Source organism: Streptomyces sp. NPDC051020, assembly GCF_040683105.1.
Lineage (GTDB): Bacteria > Actinomycetota > Actinomycetes > Streptomycetales > Streptomycetaceae > Streptomyces.
Window position 1 is genome coordinate 1 of record NZ_JBFBCG010000028.1, and the last position, 24,098, is coordinate 24,098.

A 24,098-nucleotide genomic window follows, 5' to 3' on the forward strand; every position below is an offset into this window, starting at 1 on the left:
TTCGCACTTCCTAATCGGCGGCCGAGTCGTCGTGGGGTGCCGGGTGGCGAAGCGTTTCGAGCCACGAGGGGCAGCCCTCTGATAGCCACACCCGGCACCCCTGGGTGACCCAACCCTACGAATGGCTCGATCGACCCGATCAAGAAGGTAGAGCCCTCTGAGAGCCTGATCCGATCCACTGCGAAGGCTCGGCCTGTGTCGCCAGGCCGGGCCTTCGGTCTATTCCTGCACGATCTCGGCGATCCGCTGGAGTTCTGCGGATCTCTCCAAAACAACCACCCCCGCCCCTGAGGCCTTCTTCCCCACCCGGCCGCCACCTTGACGACCACGTCCGTCCGTACTTGCCTGAGCACTTCAACGAGTACGCCGACACTCAGACCGCAATCAACCGTCCCAGACCGCTCACACAGCGTCATGAAGTTGCGGGCCTCAGCCGCGAATACGCGACACCTCAACATGCGAGCTCACCAGTCGCTGTACCGCTGTGCCCAAGGCCGGTGACGTGGTCCACCACCCCGTCCAGACCCAGATCACGCCCCACTCCACAGCCCCTTCCGTCACCCCCGTACCCGATATCCGGGCTGGACGGCAGGGGTGTCGGAGTAAAGCGGGCGCGGGTATAGGCGAACTGCTCCGGCGGGGCGGGCGAACCTGGTACAAGTACAGGCTGCCTCCGGACGGCTTCACTGTCCTGGGAGAGGAGAGCCTGACGGCGGCGGGCTTCAGGCAGGCCGCCTGAACGCGCCGCGCGTGGGTTCTGGTTCAGCGGCGGATGAGGCCGAGGTCGGTGGCGGTTGCCACGGCGGCGGTGCGGGAGTCGACGCCGAGTTTGGTGTAGATGCGGGCCAGGTGGGATTTGACGGTGCCCTCGGTGAGGTGGAGCCGCTGGCCGATCGCCTGGTTGGACAGGCCCTCGGCGACCAGTGCGAGGACTTCGGTCTCGCGCCGGGTCAGGGCGGTGGCGGGGGTGCGGAGCCGGTTCATGAGGCGATCAGCGACCGCGGGGGCCAGCGTGGTGCGTCCGGTGGCGGCGGTGCGTACGGCGGCGGCCAGGTCCTCGGGCGGGGCGTCCTTGAGGAGGTAGCCGGTGGCGCCGGCCTCGATGGCGGGCAGGGTGTCGGCGTCGGAGTCGTAGGTGGTGACTACCAGCACGCGGGGGGCGCCGGGCCGGGCGGTGATCTGGGCGGTGGCCTCGGCACCGCCCATGCCCTTGCCGAACTGCAGGTCCATCAGGACGACGTCGATGTCGCTCTGGGCGGCGCGGGCGACGGCTTCCTCGGCGGTGGCGGCCTCGGCCACCACGGTGAGGCCGGGTTCGGTCTCCAGCACGGCGCGGAGCCCGGCTCGCACCACCGGGTGGTCGTCGGCCAGGAGCAGTCGGATGGGGCTGTCGGTCACCGGTGGGCCTCGGGTTCGCTGTCGGCGGGCGGGGTCAGGGGGAGCTGGGCGGCCAGGGCGGTGCCGTGGCCGGGGGCGGATTCGACGGTGAGGGTACCGCCGAGGGCGCGCATACGGGCGCGCATGGCGGCCAGGCCGAAGCCGCCGCCTTCAGGGTCGGGGGCGGGCAACCGGTCGGGGTCGAAGCCGGTGCCGTCGTCGACGATGTCGAGGACGATGCGGTCGCCGAGGTAGCTGAGGGTGACTTCGGCGGTGGTGGCTTGGGCGTGGCGGACGGTGTTCGCGAGGGCGGATTGGGAGATGCGCAGCAGGGCGACCTCGTGCGCGGTCGGCAGCTGTGCTGGGTCGTTGGTGAGGTGGAAGCGTGCGGTGATCCGGTGCCGGGTGGAGGTGGTGGCGCACAGGCGTTCCAGCGCGCCGGCCAGGGTGGCACCTTCCAGGGCGGGCGGGGTGAGGGCGGCGACGAAGCGGCGGGCCTCGGCGAGGTTGTCCACGGCGGCCTGGCGGGCCTGGTCCACGTATCCGGCGGCGCTCTCCGGTGCGCCGGGCAGGGCGCGTTCGGCGGCGCGCAGCAGCAGCTGGATGCTGGAGAGCCCTTGGGCGAGGGTGTCGTGGATCTCGCGGGCCAGGCGCTCGCGTTCGGCCAGCACCCCGGCGGTGTGCTGGGCGCGGGCAAGGTCGGCGCGGGTGGTGGTGAGTTCCTCGATCAGGCGGCGGCGCTGTTCGCTCTCCCGGTACAGGGCCTGGTAGCCCCACACCACCGCGACCGCGACGGCGGCACCCAGCGCCGGGCCGATCGCCATGGCGAGGCTGAAGGACCCCTGGTGGGCTGCGAAGGCGGTGATCGCCGTGAGGGCGGTGGCGGCCACGGCGGCCAGTCCGGCACGGCGGGGCAGCAGGTGGAGCTGGAGGAAGTACAGCGGGAAGGCGAGCCAGACCCCGTCGGCGGACAGGACCAGCAGCACCAGCCAGCAGGCGCCGACGGCGGCTAGCCACAGTGCGGCCGCCCGCGGGGAACGGCGGATGCGCGGCAGGGCTGGACCGGCCGCGTACACCAGAGCGGACGCTGCGGCTGCGGCGACGGTTGTCGCGGCGTAGGGCCGGTTGTCGGCCACGGCCCGGCCCGCGGCCAGGACGAGGAGGGCGACGATCAGCAGGTGCAGGCACCAGGCCAGGGCCCGGGTGGTCGGGGTCAGAGCGGGAGCGGTGGTGTTCACAGTCCCTCCAGCCTAAGGACGCATGCCCCAAGGCGGCCTCCATCGAAAGTTACAACCCGCCTGCCGCCCTTCGATCCGTGAAGTGCCCTCCTCCGCCAGATGTCCGGGCGGGGGGTCGGCGGCGATGGTGGAGACATACCGAGTCCACCGCAAGAAAGGGCAGGCCAAAGCCGTGTTCGTCGCCTGGAGAGACCTGAAGTTCGCCAAGGGGCGCTTCGCCCTGATGGGCACCGTCATCGTGCTCATCACCCTGTTGGTCGGCCTGCTGTCCGGGCTGACCGCCGGGCTGGGCCAGCAGAACGTCTCCGCCATCACCGGCCTGCCCGCCGACAAGATCGCCTTCCAGGCGCCCAGCGGCGGACAGAAACTGTCGTACGCCAACTCCACCGTCACCCAGCAGCAGTGGCGGCAGTGGGCCAAGGCCCCCGGAGTCACCAGCGCCGAACCGCTGGGGATCACCACCACCAAGGCCACCGCCGGGGACAAGAGCTCCGGGGTCTCCGCCTTCGGCGTGACGCCCGGCTCCTCCCTGGCCCCGGAGAGCAGCCGGATCAACGACCAGTCGGCGGTGCTGTCCACCAAGGCCGCCGACGACCTCGGTGTGAAGCCCGGCGACGCCTTCACCCTGGCCGGTCAGCAGCTGACCGTGGCCGCCGTCCAGGGCGACGCCTTCTTCAGCCACACTCCGGTCGTCTGGACCAGCCTGAACACCTGGCACAAGGTCGCGCCTCCCACCGCCGGAGGCGACGGCCCGACCGCGACCGTGATCGCCCTGAACGCCGCCTCCGGCACCGATGTGACGGCCACCGATCAGGCCGCCGGCACCGAGACGGTCTCCCAGCAGGACTCGCTGTCCGCGATCGGTTCCTACACCTCCGAGAACGGCTCCCTGCAGTTGATGCGCGGCTTCCTGTTCGCCATCTCGGCACTGGTGATCGGCGCCTTCTTCACCGTGTGGACGATCCAGCGCAGCGGCGACGTCGCGGTCCTGAAGGCACTTGGCGCCTCCACGGCGGGCCTCCTCAAGGACGCCCTCGGACAGGCCGTCATCCTGCTCGCCGGCGGCACCCTGATCGGCACCGGCATCGCGGCCGGCATCGGCGCACTCGTCGCCGGCAGCGCAGTCCCGTTCCTCCTCACCCCCGCCACTGTCCTGCTCCCCGCCGCCGTGATCATCCTCCTCGGCGCCCTCGGGGCCGGCCTGTCCATCCGCCGCATCACCTCCGTTGACCCGCTGACCGCCCTGGGGAGCGCCCGATGAGCCTCAACCTGACCGACATCACCCTCACCTACCCCGACGGCGACACCCGCCTGACCGCCCTCGACCACGTCACGCTCGACGTGCCCAAGGGCAGCCTCACCGCCGTGGTCGGCCCCTCGGGCTCCGGCAAGTCCAGCCTCCTGGCCGTCGCCGCCACCCTTATCACCCCCGACAGCGGCACCGTCACCATCGACGGCACCCAGACCAGTGGCATGAGCCGCGGCGAACTCACCGACCTGCGCCGCCACAAGATCGGCATCGTCTTCCAGCAGCCCAACCTGCTGCCCTCCCTCACCGCCGCCGAACAGCTCCAGGTCATGGCCCAGCTCGACGGACGCAACCCCGCCAAGGCCCACACCCGCGCCCTCGAACTCCTCGACGCGGTCGGCCTGGCCGACCAGGCCCGCCGCCGCCCCCACCAGCTCTCCGGCGGCCAGCGACAGCGCGTCAACATCGCCCGCGCCCTGATGAACGACCCCACCGTCCTCCTGGTCGACGAACCCACCAGCGCCCTCGACCACGAACGCGGCGCCGCCGTCATCGACCTGATCACCCGCCTCACCCACCAGCAGTCCACCGCCACCGTCCTGGTCACCCACGACCGCACCCACCTCACCGCCGTCGACCAGATCGCCGAAGTCCACGACGGACGCCTCCACCTGCCCGCCGCCGCCCGCTGAACCACACCGGCCACGCACCGTGCGCGACATTCGTCGCGCACGGTGCGTTCCTGGAAACGCGGTGAGGTGCGCGCCGGTCAATCGGCGGAATCTGAGACCTTGCCGGCCGGGGAGCCCGTTCCGAGGGTCCGACGGGGGCTCGCCGACCCCGGGGAGCGGGGTCCAACTACTCCGCGCTCTCGAAGCTCATGAAGGTCTGGCAGACGTACGTCAGGGAGTACGTCGAGAAGGTCGGCCTGGGCGGCGCGAATACTGCCTCGTGCGGGAGCCTCGGGGCCGACGCCAAGGGCGCGGCGGGCGGCTACGCCGGCCGCTGCAGCACCGCCATGCTCCGTCCCACCAGCGTCACCCGGTCGCCCGCAGACACCTTCGGGCCCCCTCCCGGCTGAACCCCCTCCGGGCGGGCCGTGTCGACCACCACCGTCCACTGCCGGCCGTGGTTCACCGGAACGGCGAATTCCAGCGTGTCGGCGCTCGCATTGAACATCAGCAGGAACGAGTCGTCGGAGATCCGCTCGCCCCGCGGGCCCGGCTCCGAGATGGCGTGCCCGTTCAGGAAGACCGTCAGCGCCTTGGCATGCGCCGCCTGCCAGTCCCGCTGTGTCATCTCACTGCCCTCGGGCGTGAACCAGGCGATGTCCGTCAGCTCGTCGTGCGTGCCCTCCACCGGCCGCCCGTGGAAGAACCGGCGGCGCCGGAAGACCGGGTGGTCGCGGCGGAGCCAGACCATCGCCCGGGTGAACTCCAGCAGGCTGCTGCGGTGCTCCTGGCCGTCCCCCTCCTCGTCCTCCGTACCGGCTTTGCGAGGCTCCGGCCAGTGCACCCACGACAGCTCGCTGTCCTGGCAGTACGCGTTGTTGTTGCCGTGCTGTGTCCGCGCGAACTCGTCGCCGTGACTCAGCATCGGCACCCCCTGGGACAGCATCAGCGTGGCGACGAAGTTCCGCATCTGCCGCTCGCGCAGCTCCAGCACCACCGGCTGGTCCGTCTCGCCCTCCGCGCCGCAGTTCCACGACCGGTTGTGGCTCTCGCCGTCCTGGTTGTCCTCGCCGTTCGCGTCGTTGTGCTTGTCGTTGTACGAGACCAGGTCATGCAGCGTGAAGCCGTCGTGGCAGGTGGCGAAGTTGATCGAGGCGAGCGGGCGCCGGCCGTCGTCCTGGTACAGGTCCGAGGACCCCGTCAGGCGCCCCGCGAACTCGGCGAGGGTCCGCGGCTCACCCCGCCACAGGTCTCGGACCGTGTCCCGGTACTTGCCGTTCCACTCGGTCCACAGCGGCGGGAAGTTGCCCACCTGGTAACCGCCCTCGCCCACGTCCCACGGCTCGGCGATCAGTTTCACCTGGCTGACCACCGGGTCCTGCTGCACCAGGTCGAAGAACGACGACAGCCGGTCCACCTCGTGGAACTGCCGGGCCAGCGTGGCCGCGAGATCGAAGCGGAAGCCGTCCACATGCATCTCGGTCACCCAGTACCGCAGCGAGTCCATGATCAGCTGCAGCACGTGCGGCGACCTCATCAGCAGCGAGTTCCCGGTCCCCGTGGTGTCCATGTAGTACTGCTGGTCATCCGCGAGGCGGTAGTACGAGGCGTTGTCGAGGCCTCGGAAGGACAGCGTCGGTCCCAGGTGATTGCCCTCCGCGGTGTGGTTGTAGACCACGTCGAGGATGACCTCGACGCCCGCCTGGTGCAGGGCTCGTACGGCCTGCTTGAACTCGCTCACCTGCTCACCGCGGTCGCCGCGGGAGGCGTACGCGTTGTGCGGGGCGAAGAAACCGATGGTGTTGTAACCCCAGTAGTTGGCGAGCCCCGCGTCCACCAGCCGGTGGTCCTGGACGAACTGGTGCACCGGCATCAGCTCGATCGCCGTGACCCCGAGCTCCGTCAGATGCGCGATGACCTCCGGATGCGCCAGCGCCGCGTACGTACCGCGCAGTTCCTTCGGCAGCCCCGGATGGAGCATCGTCAGACCCTTCACATGGGCCTCGTAGATCACCGTGCGGTGGTAGTCCGTACGGGGTCGACGGTCGTCGCCCCAGTCGAAGTACGGGTTGACCACCACCGAGCTCATGGTGTGCGGCGCCGAGTCCAGATCGTTGCGCGCGTCGGGCCGGCCGAACGGATAGCCGTACACCGCCTCGCCCCACCGGACCTGCCCGGAGACCGCCCGCGCGTACGGGTCGAGGAGCAGCTTCGCCGAGTTGCAGCGGGCTCCGCGCTGCGGCTCGTACGGCCCGTGCACCCGGAATCCGTACCGCTGACCGGGCATCACCCCGGGCAGATAGGCATGGCGGACGAAGGCATCGGTCTCCCTCAGCTCCACCGCTGTCTCGGAACCGTCGTCGTGCAGCAGGCACAACTCGATTCGGTCGGCGGCCTCGGAGAAGACCGCGAAGTTGGTGCCGACGCCGTCGTACGTGGCACCGAGGGGATACGCCTGTCCCGGCCAGACCTGCATAGATATGACTCTTCCACTTCTGCTCCGGGTGCTGGGGGCACTGGGGGCCGACCCGGCCAGATCTTCCCCGAAAGAGTGCCCCGGACCCAGTGCCGTGACCGGCGATGCATGCCCCGTGGAGCGTCGTCCGGTGCGTGTGATCGCCGACCGGCCGGACGTCCTGGGCTGGGGTCTCCCCTGCTCGAACGAAGCTGAGAGCTTGGGGAAGGAGCCACCAGGGCCTTTGGCCGACGTGGCGAGCGCGCGTGCCGTGCGGTGCGACGGGGCAGGGCGTGCCGGGAGGGGCACTGGGACGTGGCACGGTCCGGTCGGCCACCTCCGCCGGACCGGTCAACATCGAGCCTCTCCGTGTCGCCCGGAACCGGAGTCCGAGAACCTGACCGGGGCGCACGTCCGGAATGCGTCCCTTGACGGGGTGCTCAATCACTATGAATCAGCTCACTACGGCAGAACTTGCCGCAGGGAACGCGCCCGGCAACTGGGGGAGTTGAGAAAGGAGCCTGTCCATCCGGCTGCACTGGCTCCCGCTCCCGGAGTACCCTTCCTTGATCGTTGGTGGGGGAGCGGAAGGCGGTGCGCGGTTGAGCTCGGGAGGGTTCGAGCTTCCCCCGGGTGACCCAGGTCACGAGGGGGAATCCGTCGACGCCCCGCCGGGGGCGGTATCGCTTGCGCAGCCCATGGAGATCGGTGCCGAACTGGGCTGGGGCGCGGAAGCCTGGAGCGAGGTCCGGACCAGGGCCCAGCGAGCCGGGCGTGCCTATATTTGGCTGAATCTCGTGGAACAGCGGCTGCGCTCCGTGGTCGCCGCGGTGCTGCGGCCGATCTACGAGCCGGTGCACGGTGAGGACTGGGTGGTGGCCGCCGCGGGGCCCGCCGGACAGGAATGGGTGCAACGCGCCGTCGCCGTGCGCGAGGTCTCCCGCCGCAAGGGCTATCTGCTCGACCCGGCCGACGACAACGTGCTCAGCTTCCTCACACTTCCGCAGCTGCGGGAGCTGATGGTCCAGCACTGGCCCTGCTTCGAGCCGTACTTCGACGACCGGCGCGATGTCGAGCTGGCACTCGACGAACTGGAGGTCGCCCGCAATGTCGTCTCCCGCAACCGTGCGCTGAACGAGGCAGTCCTCGCCCAGGCCGAGCGTGCTTCGGCGCGCCTCCTGGAGATCCTGGGCAGCGGCGCCGCGATGCGGTCCGCCGACCGGCTGCCGGTCGACGCCGTCGAGGAACTGGTCGGCGACCGGTACGCGGATGTGGTCTCCATCCACTCCGACCGGGTCCGGCTGCAGCGCCAGCTGCCCGCCGAGGACCTTTTCGGCGGTTCGCGCCGCCTCGACGCGATCGGCATAGGCCTCAATCTGCTGGTGCAGAACTTCTCCGGCCGCCGGCTGGTCCGGCTCGCCGAATCGGGCTGCCGGATCCGGCTGCTGTTCATCAACCCGGCAAGCAGCGCGGTCAAGCGGCGTGAGCGGGAACTCGGGCTCAAGAAGGGCGAGCTGAGCCGGTCGGTCGAGATGAACATCCTCCACATGCGCCGGGTCCGCTCCAAACTCCGTGATCCGGGCGCGTTCGAGATCCACGTCTTCGACGAGACACCGCGCTTCACGGCCTATCTGGTGGACGGCGACGGGGCGGACGCGGTGGGTGTCGTCCAGCCCTATCTGCGGCGCGCACGCGGCATGGAGGCGCCGGTGCTGGTGCTGCGAGGCGGGGGCCGGGCGGTGGTCCGGGCGGGTCAGGACAACGAGAACGGGCTCTTCGAGACGTACCGCGAGGAGTTCGAGTCCGTGTGGACGGACTCCCGGCCGGTCTCCTGAGCCCTTCGCCCCGCCCGCCGTACACGTCACCTGTCGCACGTGTTGTCAGTGGTGCATGGCAGGGTGGTCATCACCTGGGGGAGAGCACCACGAAGGAGGTACGGGATGAGCTGGCACCGGGAGGCGCTGGTCGGCTTCGACCTGGAGACGACGGGCACGGAGCCGCTGGAGGCCCGGATCGTCACGGCCGCGGTCGTCGGCGTCGCAGGCAGGGACGGGGAGCCGGTTCGGCAGCGTACCTGGCTGGCGGATCCGGGGATCCGGATTCCCGCGCAGGCCTCGGCGATCCATGGCATCAGCAGCGAGCGGGCAGCGGCGGAGGGCCGGCCGGTGCGCGAGGTGGCGGACGAGATCGCCGAAACGCTCACGGGCTACTGGCGCCAGGGGGTGCCGGTCGTCGCGTACAACGCCGCCTTCGATCTGACGCTGCTGACGGCGGAGTTGCGCCGGCACGGGCTGCCGTCCCTGAGCGACCGGCTCGGCGGTCGCGGGATCGGTCCGGTTGTCGACCCGTACACGATCGACCGGGCGGTCGACCGCTACCGCAAGGGCAAGCGGACGCTGGAGGCGGTCTGCGTCGAGTACGGAGTGGTGCACGGCGGTGCGCATGACGCGAGCGCGGACGCGCTGGCGGCGGTACGGGTGGCGTACGCGATAGCCGCACGCCACGGCTCGGTCGCCGCACTGACGGCGAGCGAACTCCACGAGCGCCAGATCACGTGGTACGCGGACTGGGCAGCGGACTTCCAGTCCTTCCTGCGCCGCAAGGGCACCGCGGACGCGGTGATCGACCCACACTGGCCCGTACGCGAACCGGCCCAGGTCACCACCTGAACGCGCGCCCCGGTGCCCGGGGCCCAGGGGCAAACAGTGCCGGTCACGGCTAGGGCGTCTTCCGAAAGCCCCGTCTGCCGGGCGGCGTACGGGCGGACGACGCTCCTTTCGAAACGCGCCCTAGAACGGATACCACCGCACCTCGGGGGCCTCGTCGCGCAAGGACGCGACCCTGCGTCGGAACTCCGCCAGCGCTGCCGGATTCCCCGGCGCATGCTGCGCGACCCACGCGCAACTTGCCGTCTCCCGGGCCCCCCGCAACACCGCACACCCGTCCCACTCACGGACGTCCCACCCGTAGGCGTCCGTGAATCCGTCGTACGCCTCTGCCGCCAACCCGTACCGGTCCCGGGACAGCGCCAGCACCACCAGATCGTGCTCGCGCAGATCCGTGGAGAACGTCTCCAGGTCCACCAGCACCGGCCCGTCCGGACCGACATGGACATTGCGCGGCAGCGCGTCTCCGTGGATCGGCCCCGGCACCAGATGCGGTACCAACGCCGCAGCCGCCGCAGCGAATCCGTCCCGCCGTTCCCGCAGATACTGTGCGTCGGCCGGATCGATCGCGTCGCCCGCGAGCCGCAGCCACCGCTCCACCCCGCCGAGCAGCTCACGCCGGGGCAGCGTGAAGCCCTCCGGCGCGGGCAGTGCGTGGACCAGGGTGAGCAGCTGCGCCAAATCCCTCGGCTGGGCGGCACGGACCGCGTCGGGGAGCCGGTGCCAGACCGTCACCGGATGCCCCTCGACCAGCCGCGCCTTCGGCTCAGCCGCCCGCACCGCAGGGACCGACGATCCGGCGAGCCACTCTGCGACGGCGACCTCGCGCTCGGCCCGGGCCAGCAGTTCCGGGTTCTGCACGGCGTTCCGGCCGACCTTGACCACCAGGTCGCCGACGGCGAACACCGCGTTCTCACCCAGCGCGAGCAGCTCCGCGCCGTCGGACAGTCCGGCAGCGGTCAGTACCTCGCGCGCACGCATTTCGTTCATGGATCCGATTTTCGCATCTGTGCAGGCGACCTTGACGAACCGACGACCCGTCAGCACCATGGCGGGGGCAACCTGAGCGGCCAGATCCGGGTGAAACCGATCCAATGACGCAAGGGGGTCGAATTCATGACGTTGGCGAATGCAACGGTACAGACCGGGCGGCATGGCCCGCCCAGGAGCCCCGAATCCACGCACGGTGGAGCAGCCCGGCGGGTCAACCGGAACGCCGGTGCGTGGTTCCTTGTACTGCCTGCCCTGATTCCGATCCTGATCCTGAGCGTCGGCCCGCTGCTCTACGGCATTGCGCTGGCGTTCACCGACGCCCAGTCCGGCCGCACCCGTTCCACCCAGTGGGTCGGCGGGCTCAACTTCCAGGACCTGCTCCACGACGCACTCTTCTGGGACTCGTTCCGGATCGGCCTCGTCTGGGCGGCCGGCGTCACCGTCCCGCAGTTCGTCCTGGCCCTCGGCCTCGCCCTCCTGCTCAACCAGAACCTGCGGATGCGCTGGCTGGCCCGGGCCCTCGCGATCATCCCGTGGGCCATGCCGGAAGTGGTCGTCGGCATCATGTGGCGGCTGGTCTACAACCCGGACGCGGGTGTCCTCAACGAGACCATCCGCGATCTCGGGCTCGGCGACGGCCGGGACTGGCTGACCGGACTCGCCACGGCGCTGCCCGCAGTGATCGTCGTCGGCGTCTGGGCGGGCATGCCGCAGACCACCGTCGCGCTTCTGGCCGGGCTCCAGAACACGCCGCACGAACTCCACGAGGCGGCCGCCCTGGACGGCGCGGGTGCCTGGCGCCGGTTCCGTACCGTCACCTGGCCGGCCCTCAGGCCGGTCGCCCTCTCCATCACCGCGCTCAGTTTCATCTGGAACTTCAATTCCTTCGCCCTGGTCTACGTCCTGACCAACGGCGGTCCCGGCGGCCGGACCCGGCTGCCGATGCTCTTCGCGTACGAGGAAGCCTTCCGCTACGGCCAGTTCGGCTACGCCGCGGCGATGGGCTGTGTGATGGTCGCGGTGATCTCCGTGGTCCTCGCCGTCCACCTCGTCGGCCGGCTCAGGGGAGGCGAGGACCAGTGAGTCTCCGGACCAGCAGATCGGCCCGCGCGGGACAGTACGTCGCGCTCCTGGGCTACCTCGTCTTCCTGGCGTTCCCGTTTCTCTGGCTGATCTCCACCGCCTTCAAGCCGGCGCGCGAACTGGGTTCCCTGCACCCCACCTGGATCCCGGAGCATCCGACCCTGGACAACTTCCGTCAGGCCTTCGACGAGCAGCCCCTGCTGCAGGCCGCCGCCAACTCGCTGGTCGCCGCGGCCTGCGCCGCTCTGATCGCCGTCGTCATCGCCACGCCCATGGCCTATGTGATGGCCCGACAGCGCACCGGGCTCACAGCGGCCGCCACCGGCTGGGTCGTCGTCAGCCAGGCGTTCCCCTTCGTCCTGCTGATCATTCCGCTCTTCCTGATCCTCAAGAATCTGCATCTGATCAACACCCTCTGGGGGCTGATTACGGTGTACGCCGTCTGGGCACTGCCGTTCGCGCTGTGGATGCTGGTCGGGTACGTCCGCGCCGTACCGCCCGAACTCGAGGAAGCCGCCTCGGTCGACGGCGCCGGAAGACTGCGGACACTCGTCTCGGTCACCGTCCCGCTGCTGGCCCCCGGCATCGTCGCCACCGCACTCTTCGCGTTCATCACCGCATGGAACGAGTTCTTCTTCGCGCTCGTCCTGCTCAAGACACCGGAGAAGCAGACCTTGCCGGTCGTACTCACCCACTTCCTCGGCGCGGAGGGCGCGGCCGAGCTCGGGCCGCTCGCCGCCGCCGCGTTCCTCGCCACCCTGCCCTCCCTGGCCCTCTTCGCGATCATCCAGCGCCGGATCACCGGGGGAATGCTGGCCGGGGCGGTGAAGAGCTGATGCGGGCACTCGGGCGTACCGCAGCCGCCGCGGCCACCGCACTGGCTCTGCTCCTCACCGGCTGCAGCGATGGCGGCGGCGGATCGGACAACAGCGGGAAGATCAAGCTCCGCTTCCAGTCGCTGGCGTGGCAGAAGGAGTCCGTCGACGCCAACAAGCAGCTGGTCGACGAGTGGAACAGGGGCCATCCCGACATTCAGGTCGAGTACATCCAGGGCAGCTGGGACAGCGTGCACGACCAGCTGCTCACCTCCTTCGAGGGCGACGAGGCACCGGATGTCATCCATGACGCCGCCGACGACCTCGCCGACTTCGCGTACGGCGGCTATCTCGCCGACCTGCGCGCACTGCTCCCTGGGCGGCTGGCCGCCGACATCCCGCAGCAGAGCTGGCGGACCGCGACGTTCGGCGACGGTGTCTACGGGGTGCCGTTCCTCCAGGAACCCCGGGTCCTGATCGCCAACACCAAGATCCTCAAGGCCTCCGGGGTCCGGATCCCGAGCCCCGCGAAGCCCTGGAGCTGGGACGAATTCCGGCAGATCACCAAGGAACTGACGGGCAGGGGGGAAGGGAAGGCGGCGTACGGAGTCGCCTGGCCGCTCCGGGAACCGGTCTCCGTCACCCTCAACCTCGGAGTCTCCAGCGGCGGCCGGCTCTTTCACCGCGGCGCCGACGGCAAGGTGACCATCCGTCTCGACGAGGGCGACGAGGTCATGCCCGACACCATCCGCGACCAGGTCAACACCGATCACAGCGCCGCCCGCACCACGCTCGGTATGGGCGGCTCCGACACCCTTCCGGGGCTGTTCGGCGGCAGGTACGCGATGGTTCCGCTGGGCTTCTCCTACCGTCAGCAGGTCGTCGAGCAGGCCCCGAAGGGTTTCGAGTGGACCGTGCTGCCCGCCCCTGCGGGCAGTGACGGACTCGCCCAGGGTGTGAGCCCGCAGACTCTTTCCGTCGCCGAGGCCAGCCCGCACAAGAAGGCGGCCGTGGAGTTCATCGACTTCCTGCTGCGCCCGGAGAACATGGTGCGCCTGGCGCGGGGGGACTGGATGCTCCCGACCGGCACGGCGGCGCTCGCGGACCCGGCTCTGCACACGGCCGAGAACGGCTGGGCGACCGGCGTCGCCCTCGCGAAGGGGCTGCGCCCGGCGCCCGCTCAGTCGGTGCGCGGCTACCCCGAGTGGAAGGACAAGGTCGCCACGCCCGCACTCCAGGAGTACTACAGCGGGGCGATCGGACGGGACCAACTGAAGAAACGCCTGGTCGACGACGGGAACCGGGTCCTGGCGCGCTATCAGCGCTGACCGGACCCGGAATTCCGGCTGCACGAGACGTCTCGTCTCGTCTATGGTGTGGGCATGACGGATATCCGACGTGCCCACATCGCCATGTTCTCCATCGCCGCCCACGGACACGTGAACCCGAGCCTCGAAGTCATCCGGGAACTCGTCGGCCGTGGGCACCGCGTCAGTTATGCCATCCCGCCGTCCTTCGCCGAGAAGGTCGCCGCCACCGGAGCCGAACCGGTGCTCTACACCTCGGTCCTGCCCACCGCACCGGAGGACTGGGGCACCGAACCGATCGACCACCTGGAGCCGTTCCTCGACGACGCCGTCCAGGCGCTGCCCCAGCTCATCAAGGCCTTCGACGGGGACGAGCCGGACCTCGTCCTGCACGACATCACCTCCTACCCGGCCCGCGTCCTCGCCCACCGCTGGGGCGTGCCCGCGGTCTCCCTCTCGCCCAACCTGGTCGCCTGGGACGGGTACGAGGAGGAGGTCGGCGAGCCGATGACCGCCGAACTGATGCGCACTGAACGCGGGCGGGCGTACCGCAAGCGGTTCGCGGACTGGCTCACGGAGAACGGCATCGACCAGCATCCCGACCCGTTCGTCGGCCGACCGCGCCGCTCGGTCGTCCTGATCCCCGAGGTGCTCCAGCCGAACGCGGACCGGGTGGACCGTGAGGTCCACACCTTCGTCGGTGCCTGCCTGGGCGACCGTGCCGACCAGGGGAAGTGGCAGCGGCCCGCGGATGCCGAGAAGGTGCTGCTGGTGTCGCTCGGCTCGTCCTTCACCCAGCAGCCCGGCTTCTACCGCGACTGCATCGAGGCTTTCGGTGACCTGCCCGGCTGGCATGTCGTGCTCCAGATCGGTGCGTTCGTCGACGTCGCCGAACTCGGGCACGTACCCGCGAATGTGGAGGTGTGCTCCTGGGTTCCGCAGCTCTCCGTGCTCGAGCAGGCGGACGCGTTCCTCACCCACGCGGGTGCGGGCGGCAGCCAGGAGGGGCTCGCCACCGGCACCCCGATGGTCGCCGTCCCGCAGGCGGTCGACCAGTTCGGCAACGCCGACATGCTGCAGGCGCTGGGCGTCGCCCGCCATCTGCCGATGGACGAGGTGACGCCGGAGGCGTTGCGCACCGCAGTGCTTGCTCTGGCCGGGGACCCGGTGGTGGCGGCGAAGGCGGCGGCGGTACGGGAGCACATGGCGGGGGAGGGCGGCACAAAGCGGGCAGTCGGCCTCATCGAAGCCGAACTGCCCGCCTGAGCAGGGATTACCGGGACTGTCCGGTGAGCGTACTGTCCCCCGCGGCCCCCACGGCAGGGGAGGGAATCGCGCCAGGGGCCCGGTCGTCGCGCGCCTCGTCCGCGACGCCCGACTCGTCGTGTGTCAGGTCCGGCAGCCACCTCAGCCACTTCGGCAGGTACCAGTTGCGTTCGTCGAGCAGCGCCATGACGGCCGGCAGCAACACCCCGCGAATGATCGTCGCGTCGATCAGCACCGCAGCGGCCAGGCCTACGCCCATCTGCTTCATGGACTGCATCGACAGCGTGCCGAAGATCGCGAACACCGCGACCATGATGACCGCCGCGCTGGTCACCACGCCTGCCGTGGTCACCACGCCGTGGGCGATCGCGTCCCTGGTTGAACGGCCCTGCAGTCGGGCTTCCCGGATCCGGGACACCACGAACACGTGGTAGTCCATCGAGAGCCCGAAGAGGATCACGAACAGGAAGAGCGGCAGCCAGGAGATGATTGCCCCCACCCCTTCCGCACCGACCAGAGAGGCGCCCCAGCCGTGCTGGAAGACGGCGGTCAGGATGCCGTACGCGGCGCCCACCGACAGCAGGTTGAGCACGATGGACGTCACCGCGATCGTCAGTGAACGGAAGCAGAGCAGCATCAACAGGAAGGCGAAGACCACGACGAAGGCGAATACCGGCACCACCGCGCCGACGATCTGGTCGTTGAAGTCCTTCGACCCCGCGACCTGACCGGTGATCGGCGCCTCGACGCCGTCGACCTTGCCGAGCGTGTCCGGGCGCACCTGGTCACGGAGCAGATCCAGGCTCTTGACGGCCTTGCTCTGATCGGATCCACCGACCAGCGGTACGTCGATGACCGCGATGTTCTCCGCGTCGTGCGTCACCATGTCGACCGGGCCTTTGGAGGCGCCCGACGCGACGGCCTGCTCACGGAAGTCGGCGAGCGCCTGACGTACCGGAGCGGCGTTGATGTCGTCGGCCTTCACCACGACCCGGGCCGGGTCGGCTCCGCCGGGGAATGCCGCGTTGAGTCGCTCGTACGTCCGCACGATCGGGAGCGAGCTGCCGAACTCCTGGTCCAGGGTGAGGTTCTGGGTGTGCATGCCGACGGCGGGCAGCGCAATCGCGGTGAGTGCGCCCGCCGCGATCACCAGCGCCGTCCAGGGGCGGCGCAGCACCGAGTTGAGTACCGCACGCCACACCCGGCTCTCGCCGCTCGCAGCGCCCGGTTGCACGGCCGACGGCTGCGGGCGGTCGTGGTGGGCGGTCGACTTCCGCCGGCTGCCGGCGGACCGCTTGAGGCGGTTGAGGAACGGCACCCGCCCCTTCTCGACCCGCTCGCCGAGCAGCGAGAGCAGGGCGGGAAGGACCGTCACCGAGCCGACCATCGCGACCGCGACGACCATGAGCGAGGCGAGCCCCATCGCCTCGAACTCGGCGAGACCGGTGAAGAGCATGCCCGCCATCGCGACACAGACCGTCACACCGGAGACGATGATCGCGCGTCCGCTGGTTGCCGCGGCGATCATCAGGGCGGTCCGGGCGTCGCGCCCCTTGGCCCTTTCCTCGCGCTCGCGCCGCAGATAGAAGAGGCAGTAGTCGACACCGACGGCCAGACCGACCAGCAGCATCACCGAGTTCGCCGTCTCACTCATCGGCTGGAGATGGCTGACCACGCCCATCAGCCCCATCGTCGCGATGATCGCCGTGATGGCCAGAGCCACCGGCAGCAGTGCGGCGACGAGGGCCCCGAACGCGATCAGCAGAATGCCCAGGGCGACCGGTACGGCGGAGAGTTCGGCCCGCTGGAAGTCGTCGCCGAAGGCGTCTTCGAAGGTCTTGCCCATGCTCGCGCTGCCGATCTCCTCGATCACGAGACCGTCGTGCTCGCCCTGGACCTTGTCGACGGCCTTCAGCACCGGTTCGACGCGCGCACTCGCCGTTTCGGGATCCCCCCGCATCTCGAACTGCACGAGCGCGCTGCGACCGTCCGCCGAGATGCTCTTCGTCGAGTACGGAGAGGTCACGGCGGTCACTTCACCGGTGGACTGGACCGCCTGCATCACGGCGTCGACGGCCGAGCGGAACTCCGGTGAAGTGGCCTTCACCGAGGGGCTGTCGGCCTGGATGAGCACGGTCTCGCCCGCCGGATCCTTCAGCCCGGCGTCCTCGGTGATCTGCACAGCCCGGCCCACCTCGCCGGACAGCTGGTCGCTCTCCTTCACGTCGACGCGGCCGGTCGCCGAGCCGAGTCCCATCGCGAGAACGACGAACAGCACCCACACGGTCACCGCCGCCCATCGGTGCCGTGCGCTCCAGCCGCCGGCCCGGGCGGCGATGCCGCGTACGCGTGGCGCCCCCGTGCGCGCCGAATCCACTGTTCTCATGACGGACCTGCCCCCTCGTGGCCGACGTCGGCTCCCTGCCATCGTCGCTGCTCCGAAGGTAGGGGCGGAATCAAGTTGTCTCCTCATGCTCCCCGGTGAACCTGCGGGGCCCGTTCTCCACCTTGCGGGCCAGTGGATCCCTGAGAGGGGCCGTTCATGACCCTTACAAGTAAAAGGCTGTCGGGCGTCACCCAGCGCTTCAGCATCTCGCTCAGACCTCCACCGGGTTGCTGAGGCGGAGCCGGATGGTGGAACGGCCCCGGTCCTCACATCCCGCGCCATCACGGTGGACGGCGGTTACCGCGTCGGCGCGCTCCCACGCGACCGAGGGCACGCTGAACAAGCTGCTGAAGGTCGTTGAGCAGCAGGCATCACCGAATCGGCGGCCGCCGTGCTCTCCCCACGGGGCGCGGCGGCCGCGCTGCTCGGGCAGACCGTCCTACGGTGTGCCCATGACCACGACGTACGCGGCACTGTCGCGCGGGATCCAGGTGTGCGGCCACCACATCCACCGTCCCGCTCTCATCAAGGCGCCCCTACGCCGAACCGGAACACCCTCGCCAAGCTCGTGGAGATGACACGTGCCTGAGCCGTCGCCCGGTGTCGCCGCGGCCATCGAGGGCGAGCTCAGCCTCCTCGACCCGCTGGTCCGCGCGTCCACCGAACTCCTCGCCCGGGTGGGTCCAGCTGGCCGACGGGGTCGTCCATCTGACCTTCGAGACCGAGTCCAAGGGGTTCCGGGCGCACGGCAGTTCGCTGTGGCGGCTGACCGACCGGAGAAGTCGAGGCTGCTCGCCCCGTCGTGCCGGACGTCATGCGCTGGAAGTACGGCAAGCTCCTGTCCAATCTCGCCAACGCGATCGAGGCGGTCACCGGACTGCTCACCGGGGACGACGCCGTCGCTCTGTTCAAGCGGGCGCTCGCCGAGGGGAAGGCGGTCCTGGCGGCCGCTGGTATCGACGCGGTCGGCCAGGAGGAACAGGCGAAGACGCGGAACGGCCGGATCCGCTTCGAACCGTTCGACGGCTCGCCGCGCGGAGGCGGTTCGTCCTGGCAGAGCCTCAGCCGCGGTACGGGCACGATCGAGGCGGACTACCTCAACGGCGAGATCGCGCTGCTCGGGCGGCTGTACGGGGTGCCCACACCGGTCAACGACGTGCTGCAGCGCACCGCGAACGCGTTCGCGCGTGAGCGGCGGGAGCCCGGATCGATGTCCGTGGCCGAACTCGCCGCACTGGTCGACGCCGCGTCCTGAGCGAGCCGGACATCCGGCACGGGCCGCTGTCGCATTTCTTCAATACCGGAGCCGGCGGCCGGCGGTACCGTTCGGTGCATGAAGACCGAGCACGCCCATATGACCGAATGCGCCGCCGAGGCAGCCCGTATCGCCCGTGGCATCAGCGCCGAACAGCTGACGGCGCCCACCACTCCCTGCGGTGACTGGGATCTGCGGGAACTGATCAACCACTGGGTGCTTTACACCTCGCACGGCCTGGAGCACCGCGCCCGGCGCACGCCCCTCCCCGACGAGCTCAAGGCCCGTGACTTCACGGCCGACGCCGACTGGGCCGAGCAGTACGCGGCGCAGCTCGACCGGGCCGTCGCCGCCTGGTCGGACCCGGCCGTCTGGGAGGGCGAGATCGACCTGGGCCATGCGTCCTCCCCCGCGGCCGAGATCGCCGCGATGCTCATCGAGGAGACGGCTCTGCACAGTTGGGACGTGGCCCGCGCGACCGGTCAGGAGCTCAGGCTCTCCGACGGGGCGGCCGCGTACGTCCTCGGCGTCATCGAGGGGTCCGCCGAGCTCTACCGGCAGTACGGCGGCTTCGCCGACGAGGTCGACGTGCCCGGATCGGCGCCCGTCCTCGCGCGCGCACTGGCCCGCAGCGGACGCGATCCGCAGTGGACCGCCGCCTGAAAGTGGCCCACTGGAAGGCATGCTGATTGGCCCGTAGCCATATGCCAATGGCTGGCTACGCTCGGCCCATGACTACTCATCGGAATCACGGTACTGACCGCGCCGTCGTCGACTTCTACTTCGACCCCGCCTGCCCGTTCGCCTGGATCACCTCCCGCTGGATGCTGGAGGTGGAGCAGCAGCGTGACATCGAGCTCCGCTTCCATGTCATGAGCCTCCATCTGCACAACACCGGCAATGAACTGCCCGACTGGTACCGGGAACTGGTCGACAAGTCGATCGGCCCGGTACGGGTCGCGGTCGCCGCGGCGGCCGAGCACGGCGACGGCGTGCTCCGGGACCTCTACACCGCCTTCGGCACCCGCATCCACCAGCAGAAGAACGAGGACTTCGACGAGGTGATCGCCGAATCCCTCGCCGAGCTCGGCCTGCCCGCCGCGCTCGCCGGTGCCGCGCACGCGGACACCTACGACGAAGCGCTGCGGCGCAGCCATGACGCGGGCAAGGACCCGGAGGCGGACGGCTATGTCGGCACGCCGACGATCCATGTCGACGGCACGGTGTGGTTCGGCCCGGTGCTGCGCGCCGCCCCGCGCGGCGAGGAGGCGGGCAGGCTCTTCGACAGCTTCCGGGTGCTGGCCGGTTACCCGGACTTCTTCGAGCTCAAGCGCACCCGCACCGGCAGCCTCGACGTCGGCTGACCGCCGCGCCCCTCCGGCGCGGCGGGGTCCTCCTCACGCTCCGGACGCGGAGCCCGCCCGCATCCGCAGCGGTGGGCTCCCCGAGGACGTAGGCCCCTTCACCGTCACCGCGGCCGGCGCGCAGGGTGCCGGTGTCCCGTCCCTCCCCTCGGCCGCGTACACGGTCACCGTCGCCGGGCACCGCGGCGGGCGCCGGAGCGGCCGTCACGGTCAGGGCGACGGCCAAGGCCGGGCGGACCGAGACGGCCGGGCGCCGCGCATCCCGCGCCGCTGTCAGGCGGTGAGCGCCGCCACGCGCGGCACACACGCCTCGTCATAGCGGCGCAGCAGCAGCCGCGCCAACTCCCGCGAAGGGCCGAGCACGTCGGCCAGTACATCCGCCTCCGCCTCCCGGGCGCCCGCGGCGATACGGTCGGGGAGGCGGCCGGGCGCGATGACGTACGGGGCCACGGCGACACGACGGACACCGGACGCCCGCAGGGCCCGCACCGCGTCCTCGGCGGGGGGATGGCCCCCAGGAGATGCAGCGGAGGCGAACGCAGGCCGCACGGCGCACCAACCGGTGTGCCGCAGCTCCCGCGCGATTTCAGCGATCACTGCGATCGCCTCCGGGTCTGTGGAGCCCGCCGACGCCAGGACGAGGCCGGTCGAGCTTCGGTCGCCGGGGGAGACCCCGGCTTCGTGCAGCCGCCGTTCCAGGGCGGAGTTCAGCAGCGGCGATGGGCCGAGCACCTCCGCCTGCCGGATCCGCAGCCGCGGCAGCCGGGTCTGTGCCTCGTGCAGCACGGCGGGGATGTCGGTCTTGGCGTGGAAGGCCCGGGTCAGCAGCAGCGGCAGGGCCACCACCTCGCCGGCGCCTTGCCCGGCCAGCCGCTCCAGCACCCGCGGTACGGACGGGGCGTTGAACTCCAGGAAGCCGGTCTCCACGCGAAGTCCCGGGCGCAGAGCCCGGACCCGCGCGGTGAGTGCGTGCACGGTCGCCGCGTGCCGCGGATCGCGGCTGCCGTGGGCGATGACGAGAAGAACGGGGGAAGCCATGACGATACTCGGTTCCTGGGTCGGTTTCGTGGGTCAGCGACTGACGAGGAGACCGCGGCTGCGCAGCACCCACCGCTCCAACGGGCTGAAGATCAGCAGGTCGATGGCGATGCCGACGATCAGGATCAGGAAGATGGCGAGAAACACCATCGACATGCTGCTGGTCTCGCGGCCCTGCTCCAGCAACTGCCCCAGGCCCACGCCCAGATCGGGCGACGAGGCGATGATCTCGGCGGCCATCAGCGAGCGCCAGGAGAACGCCCAGCCCTGCTTCAGCCCCGCCAGATAGCCGGGCAGCGAGGCGGGCAGCACGATGTGCCAGGTGCCGCGCAGCCCGGTGGCGCCCAGCGTCTGCCCGGCCCGCAGGTGCAGCGGCGGGATCTGGTCGACACCGGCGACGAGACCGTTGGCGATCGACGGGACGGCGCCCAGCAGGATCACCGCGTACATCATCGTGTCGTCGAGCCCCAGCCAGATCACCGCGGGCGGCACCCACGCCACCGACGGCAGCGACTGGAGACCGGAGAGCACCGGCCCGATTGCCGCGCGCACCACCTTCACGCGCGCCACCAGCAGCCCGAGCGGGGTACCGATGACGAGCGCCAGCAGGAAGCCGAGCAGGCCGCGCGAGACGCTCGTCCAGATGTAGCCGAGCAGGGTGCCCTGCGCCCAGGCGTTGGTCACCTCGTCCCAGACCTGGGACGGCGACGGCAGCTTGTAGTCGTCGGTGACCTTCGCCCAGATGAGGATCTGCCAGACGATGAGCACCAGCGCGACGGCCACGACCGGCGGCAGGACCTTCCGCACCAGCACCTGGCGTACCGGAGTCCGGCTCACCCGCACCGCGTCGAGCGCGTCGAGCCCCGCCTCCAGCCCGGCCAGGTCCTGGGCGGCGTCTTTGAGCGTGCCGGACGCGGCGGTGCTGTCCTCGGTGGTGGTGTCAGTGCTGGCCATGTCGGCGGATCTCCCCACGCAGGTGTTCGGTGATCTCGACGGACAACTCCGCCACCGCGGTGTCCTCGATACGGCGCGGCTGGTCGATGTCGACGGTCCACTCGCGGGCGATCCGGCCCGGCCGCGACGACAGCAGGACGACCCGCTCGGCGAGCCGGACCGCCTCGCGCACGTTGTGCGTGACGAAGAGGACCGAGACGTTCGTCTCGCGCCAGATCCGGGTCAGCTCGTCGTGCAGAACATCCCGGGTGATGGCGTCGAGAGCGGCAAACGGCTCGTCCATCAACAGCAGTTGGCTGTCCTGGGCGAGCGCGCGGGCCATCGCCACCCGCTGGCGCATGCCGCCCGAGAGTTCGTGCACCCGCTTCCCGTACGCCCCGCCGAGCCGTACGAGTTCGAGCAGCCGCTCCGCCTCCGTGCGGCGGTCGGACTTGGGTACACCACGCAGTCGCAGCGCGAGCTCGACGTTCTTGCCCGCGGTCAGCCACGGGAAGAGGGCGTGCTCCTGGAACATCAGGGCCGGCCGCCCGCCGGGGATCTCGATGGACCCCGCGGTCGGGCGGTCGAGTCCGGCCACCAGGTTGAGCAGCGTCGATTTGCCGCACCCGGAAGCTCCCAGAAGGGTGACGAACTCGCCGGGAGCGACATCGAGCGTGATGTCGTCCAGGACGAGCTGCGGCCCCTCCGGCCCGCCGAAGGACTTCGAGACGTGGTCGATACGGGCGGCGTGCCCGACCGCCGTACGGCCCTCGGCCTTGGTGAGCGTGGTCATCGCCATGGTCGTCACCTCCTGGGAGTTCCTGGAACGGGTCCTACTTGACGCCGAGTCCGGCGTCGGCGACCTCGGGCTTGCCCGCGGCCTTGAGGATCTTGTTCAGCGGCTTCAGGTCGTAGATGCCCGTCAGATCCGTCTGCTCCAGCAGACCCGCCTTCACCGCGTGCTGGGCCTCCGTGACGAGCGTGGTGGCCAGCGGGTCATCGGTGAACCGGATCGACTTCCACGCCGGGTCGAGGACCTCGGCCGGCAGCTCCTTGCCGGACAGCTTCTTGAGCGCGGTGTTGGCGGACGCCTTCGCCTTGTCCGGGTTGGCGTTGATCCACGCGTTGGTGTTGACCGAACCGCGCAGCACCGCCTCGACGACGTCCGGGTGCTCCGTGAGGAATTTCTGCGACACGATGATGTTCGTGATCACGAACGTGTGGTCCGGCCAGAGCGTCGACTCGTCGAGGAGCACCTTCGCGCCCTGCGCGACCAGCTTGGAGGCGGTCGGCTCGGGGACCCAGGCGCCGTCGACGGAACCGGCCTTGTAGGCGTCCGGAGTCACCTTGTTGTCCGTGCGGACCACGGAGACGTCGCCCTTGCCGCTCTGGGCGTCGGCCTTCCACCCCTTCTCGGAGAGCCAGTTGAGGAAGGCCACGTCCTGGGTGTTGCCGAGCTGCGGGGTGGCGATCTTCTTGCCCTTGAGATCGTCCAGGGTCTTGATCTTCTTCGGGTTGACGACCAGCTTCACGCCGCCGGACGCCGCACCGCCGATGATCCGCAGGCTCTTGCCCCCGGACTTGGTGAAGCCGTTGATGGAAGGGGAGGGGCCGATGAAGCCGATGTCGATCGAACCGGCGTTGAGCGCCTCGATCTCGGACGGGCCCGCGTTGAACGTCGACGGCTTGACCGTCGTGCCCCCGAGCTCCTTGGCGATGATGCCTTCCTGGATGCCGACCATGGCGGTTGCGTGTGTGAGGTTCGGGAAGTAGCCGATCTTCACGGTGTCCGCGGAGAGCTTCTTGCCGTCGGCGGAGACGTTCACCTTCTTGGTGTCGTCGCCCTTCGCCGCGGAGCCGTAGCCGCAGGCGGTGAGCGCCACGGCGAGCAGCGGCAGAGCGGCGGCCGCGGCGAGGCCGCGGCGCAGGGGGAAACGGGTGGCAGGCACGGGAGGCGTTCCTCTCGTTGGCCCGGTGCTCACGTCCCTCGACGGTTATGGGG

At 70.2% G+C, this 24,098-nt stretch carries 19 protein-coding genes and 2 pseudogenes; 12 read left to right on the forward strand and 9 right to left on the reverse strand.

Annotation, left to right across the window (positions count from 1 at the left end; all coding sequences use genetic code 11):
- Positions 1-762 precede the first annotated feature (762 nt).
- Entirely contained in the window at positions 763-1,398 is a 636-nt protein-coding gene (locus tag AB0N06_RS17215) for a response regulator transcription factor (RefSeq protein ID WP_366135506.1), read from the reverse strand.
- Positions 1,395-2,615, reverse strand: coding sequence for a sensor histidine kinase (locus AB0N06_RS17220; RefSeq protein ID WP_366135507.1), 1,221 nt, complete (start codon positions 2,613-2,615; stop codon positions 1,395-1,397). Before AB0N06_RS17220 ends, AB0N06_RS17215 begins: the two co-directional genes overlap by 4 nt.
- Positions 2,616-2,787: 172 nt before the next feature.
- On the opposite strand from AB0N06_RS17220, the gene AB0N06_RS17225 reads away from it, so the two are divergent.
- Complete coding sequence (locus tag AB0N06_RS17225; protein WP_366135579.1) at positions 2,788-3,876, forward strand: ABC transporter permease; 1,089 nt, start codon at positions 2,788-2,790, stop codon at positions 3,874-3,876.
- Complete coding sequence (locus AB0N06_RS17230; RefSeq protein ID WP_366135508.1) at positions 3,873-4,556, forward strand: ABC transporter ATP-binding protein; 684 nt, start codon at positions 3,873-3,875, stop codon at positions 4,554-4,556. Before AB0N06_RS17225 ends, AB0N06_RS17230 begins: the two co-directional genes overlap by 4 nt.
- A 301-nt stretch (positions 4,557-4,857) precedes the next feature.
- On the opposite strand, the gene glgX is transcribed toward AB0N06_RS17230, so the two are convergent.
- Positions 4,858-7,011, reverse strand: a complete 2,154-nt coding sequence (gene glgX, locus AB0N06_RS17235) for a glycogen debranching protein GlgX (protein WP_366135509.1) — start codon at positions 7,009-7,011, stop codon at positions 4,858-4,860.
- 581 nt (positions 7,012-7,592) lie between these two features.
- Between glgX and AB0N06_RS17240 the strand changes: the two genes are divergently transcribed.
- Positions 7,593-8,825, forward strand: coding sequence for an SAV2148 family HEPN domain-containing protein (locus tag AB0N06_RS17240; protein ID WP_366135510.1), 1,233 nt, complete (start codon positions 7,593-7,595; stop codon positions 8,823-8,825).
- Between the two features lie 105 nt (positions 8,826-8,930).
- Positions 8,931-9,659: a 3'-5' exonuclease gene (locus tag AB0N06_RS17245; protein ID WP_366135511.1), complete on the forward strand. Its 729-nt coding sequence runs from the start codon at positions 8,931-8,933 to the stop codon at positions 9,657-9,659.
- A 120-nt stretch (positions 9,660-9,779) separates the two neighbouring features.
- Here AB0N06_RS17245 and AB0N06_RS17250 read toward each other — a convergent pair whose 3' ends face one another.
- Positions 9,780-10,646, reverse strand: coding sequence for an aminoglycoside phosphotransferase family protein (locus AB0N06_RS17250; protein ID WP_366135512.1), 867 nt, complete (start codon positions 10,644-10,646; stop codon positions 9,780-9,782).
- A gap of 126 nt (positions 10,647-10,772) precedes the next feature.
- On the opposite strand from AB0N06_RS17250, the gene AB0N06_RS17255 reads away from it, so the two are divergent.
- From AB0N06_RS17255 to mgt, 4 genes are read left to right on the forward strand one after another with little or no spacing between them, the layout of a single operon-like run.
- Positions 10,773-11,732, forward strand: coding sequence for a sugar ABC transporter permease (locus tag AB0N06_RS17255; protein ID WP_366135513.1), 960 nt, complete (start codon positions 10,773-10,775; stop codon positions 11,730-11,732).
- Positions 11,729-12,568, forward strand: a complete 840-nt coding sequence (locus AB0N06_RS17260; protein ID WP_366135514.1) for a carbohydrate ABC transporter permease — start codon at positions 11,729-11,731, stop codon at positions 12,566-12,568. The genes AB0N06_RS17255 and AB0N06_RS17260 overlap by 4 nt, the downstream gene beginning before the upstream one ends.
- A complete protein-coding gene (locus AB0N06_RS17265) occupies positions 12,568-13,875 on the forward strand; it encodes an extracellular solute-binding protein (RefSeq protein WP_366135515.1) in 1,308 nt (435 codons plus the stop codon). The genes AB0N06_RS17260 and AB0N06_RS17265 overlap by 1 nt, the downstream gene beginning before the upstream one ends.
- A 54-nt stretch (positions 13,876-13,929) precedes the next feature.
- The gene (mgt, locus tag AB0N06_RS17270) at positions 13,930-15,120 is read left to right on the forward strand and encodes a macrolide-inactivating glycosyltransferase (protein WP_366135516.1); all 1,191 of its coding nucleotides are present in this window, start codon (positions 13,930-13,932) and stop codon (positions 15,118-15,120) included.
- Positions 15,121-15,127: 7 nt separating this feature from the next.
- Here mgt and AB0N06_RS17275 read toward each other — a convergent pair whose 3' ends face one another.
- A complete protein-coding gene (locus tag AB0N06_RS17275; protein WP_366135517.1) occupies positions 15,128-17,506 on the reverse strand; it encodes an MMPL family transporter in 2,379 nt (792 codons plus the stop codon).
- 581 nt (positions 17,507-18,087) lie between these two features.
- Here AB0N06_RS17275 and AB0N06_RS17280 point away from each other — a divergent pair.
- The 4 genes and pseudogenes from AB0N06_RS17280 to AB0N06_RS17295 form a co-directional block, all read left to right on the forward strand.
- Positions 18,088-18,277, forward strand: a pseudogene (locus AB0N06_RS17280) (DUF4440 domain-containing protein); the annotation flags it as partial.
- A gap of 25 nt (positions 18,278-18,302) precedes the next feature.
- Positions 18,303-18,761 (forward strand): annotated as a pseudogene (locus tag AB0N06_RS17285) (ketopantoate reductase C-terminal domain-containing protein); the annotation flags it as partial.
- 78 nt (positions 18,762-18,839) lie between these two features.
- Entirely contained in the window at positions 18,840-19,424 is a 585-nt protein-coding gene (locus tag AB0N06_RS17290) for a TIGR03086 family metal-binding protein (RefSeq protein WP_366135518.1), read from the forward strand.
- Positions 19,425-19,492: 68 nt separating this feature from the next.
- Positions 19,493-20,125: a DsbA family protein gene (locus tag AB0N06_RS17295; RefSeq protein ID WP_366135519.1), complete on the forward strand. Its 633-nt coding sequence runs from the start codon at positions 19,493-19,495 to the stop codon at positions 20,123-20,125.
- Between the two features lie 273 nt (positions 20,126-20,398).
- Here the strand turns inward: AB0N06_RS17295 and AB0N06_RS17300 are convergent, their stop codons facing one another.
- The 4 genes from AB0N06_RS17300 to AB0N06_RS17315 are packed head-to-tail and all read right to left on the reverse strand — an operon-like array spanning position 20,399 to position 24,045.
- Positions 20,399-21,163 carry a CbiX/SirB N-terminal domain-containing protein gene (locus AB0N06_RS17300; RefSeq protein WP_366135520.1) on the reverse strand — a complete coding sequence of 255 codons (765 nt, stop codon included), beginning with the start codon at positions 21,161-21,163 and terminating at the stop codon, positions 20,399-20,401.
- 33 nt (positions 21,164-21,196) lie between these two features.
- Positions 21,197-22,117, reverse strand: a complete 921-nt coding sequence (locus tag AB0N06_RS17305; protein WP_366135521.1) for an ABC transporter permease — start codon at positions 22,115-22,117, stop codon at positions 21,197-21,199.
- Positions 22,104-22,895, reverse strand: a complete 792-nt coding sequence (locus AB0N06_RS17310; protein WP_366135522.1) for an ABC transporter ATP-binding protein — start codon at positions 22,893-22,895, stop codon at positions 22,104-22,106. The genes AB0N06_RS17305 and AB0N06_RS17310 overlap by 14 nt, the downstream gene beginning before the upstream one ends.
- Positions 22,896-22,929: 34 nt before the next feature.
- On the reverse strand, positions 22,930-24,045 hold the full coding sequence (locus AB0N06_RS17315) for an ABC transporter substrate-binding protein (protein ID WP_366135523.1): 1,116 nt from the start codon (positions 24,043-24,045) through the stop codon (positions 22,930-22,932).
- Positions 24,046-24,098 lie beyond the last annotated feature (53 nt).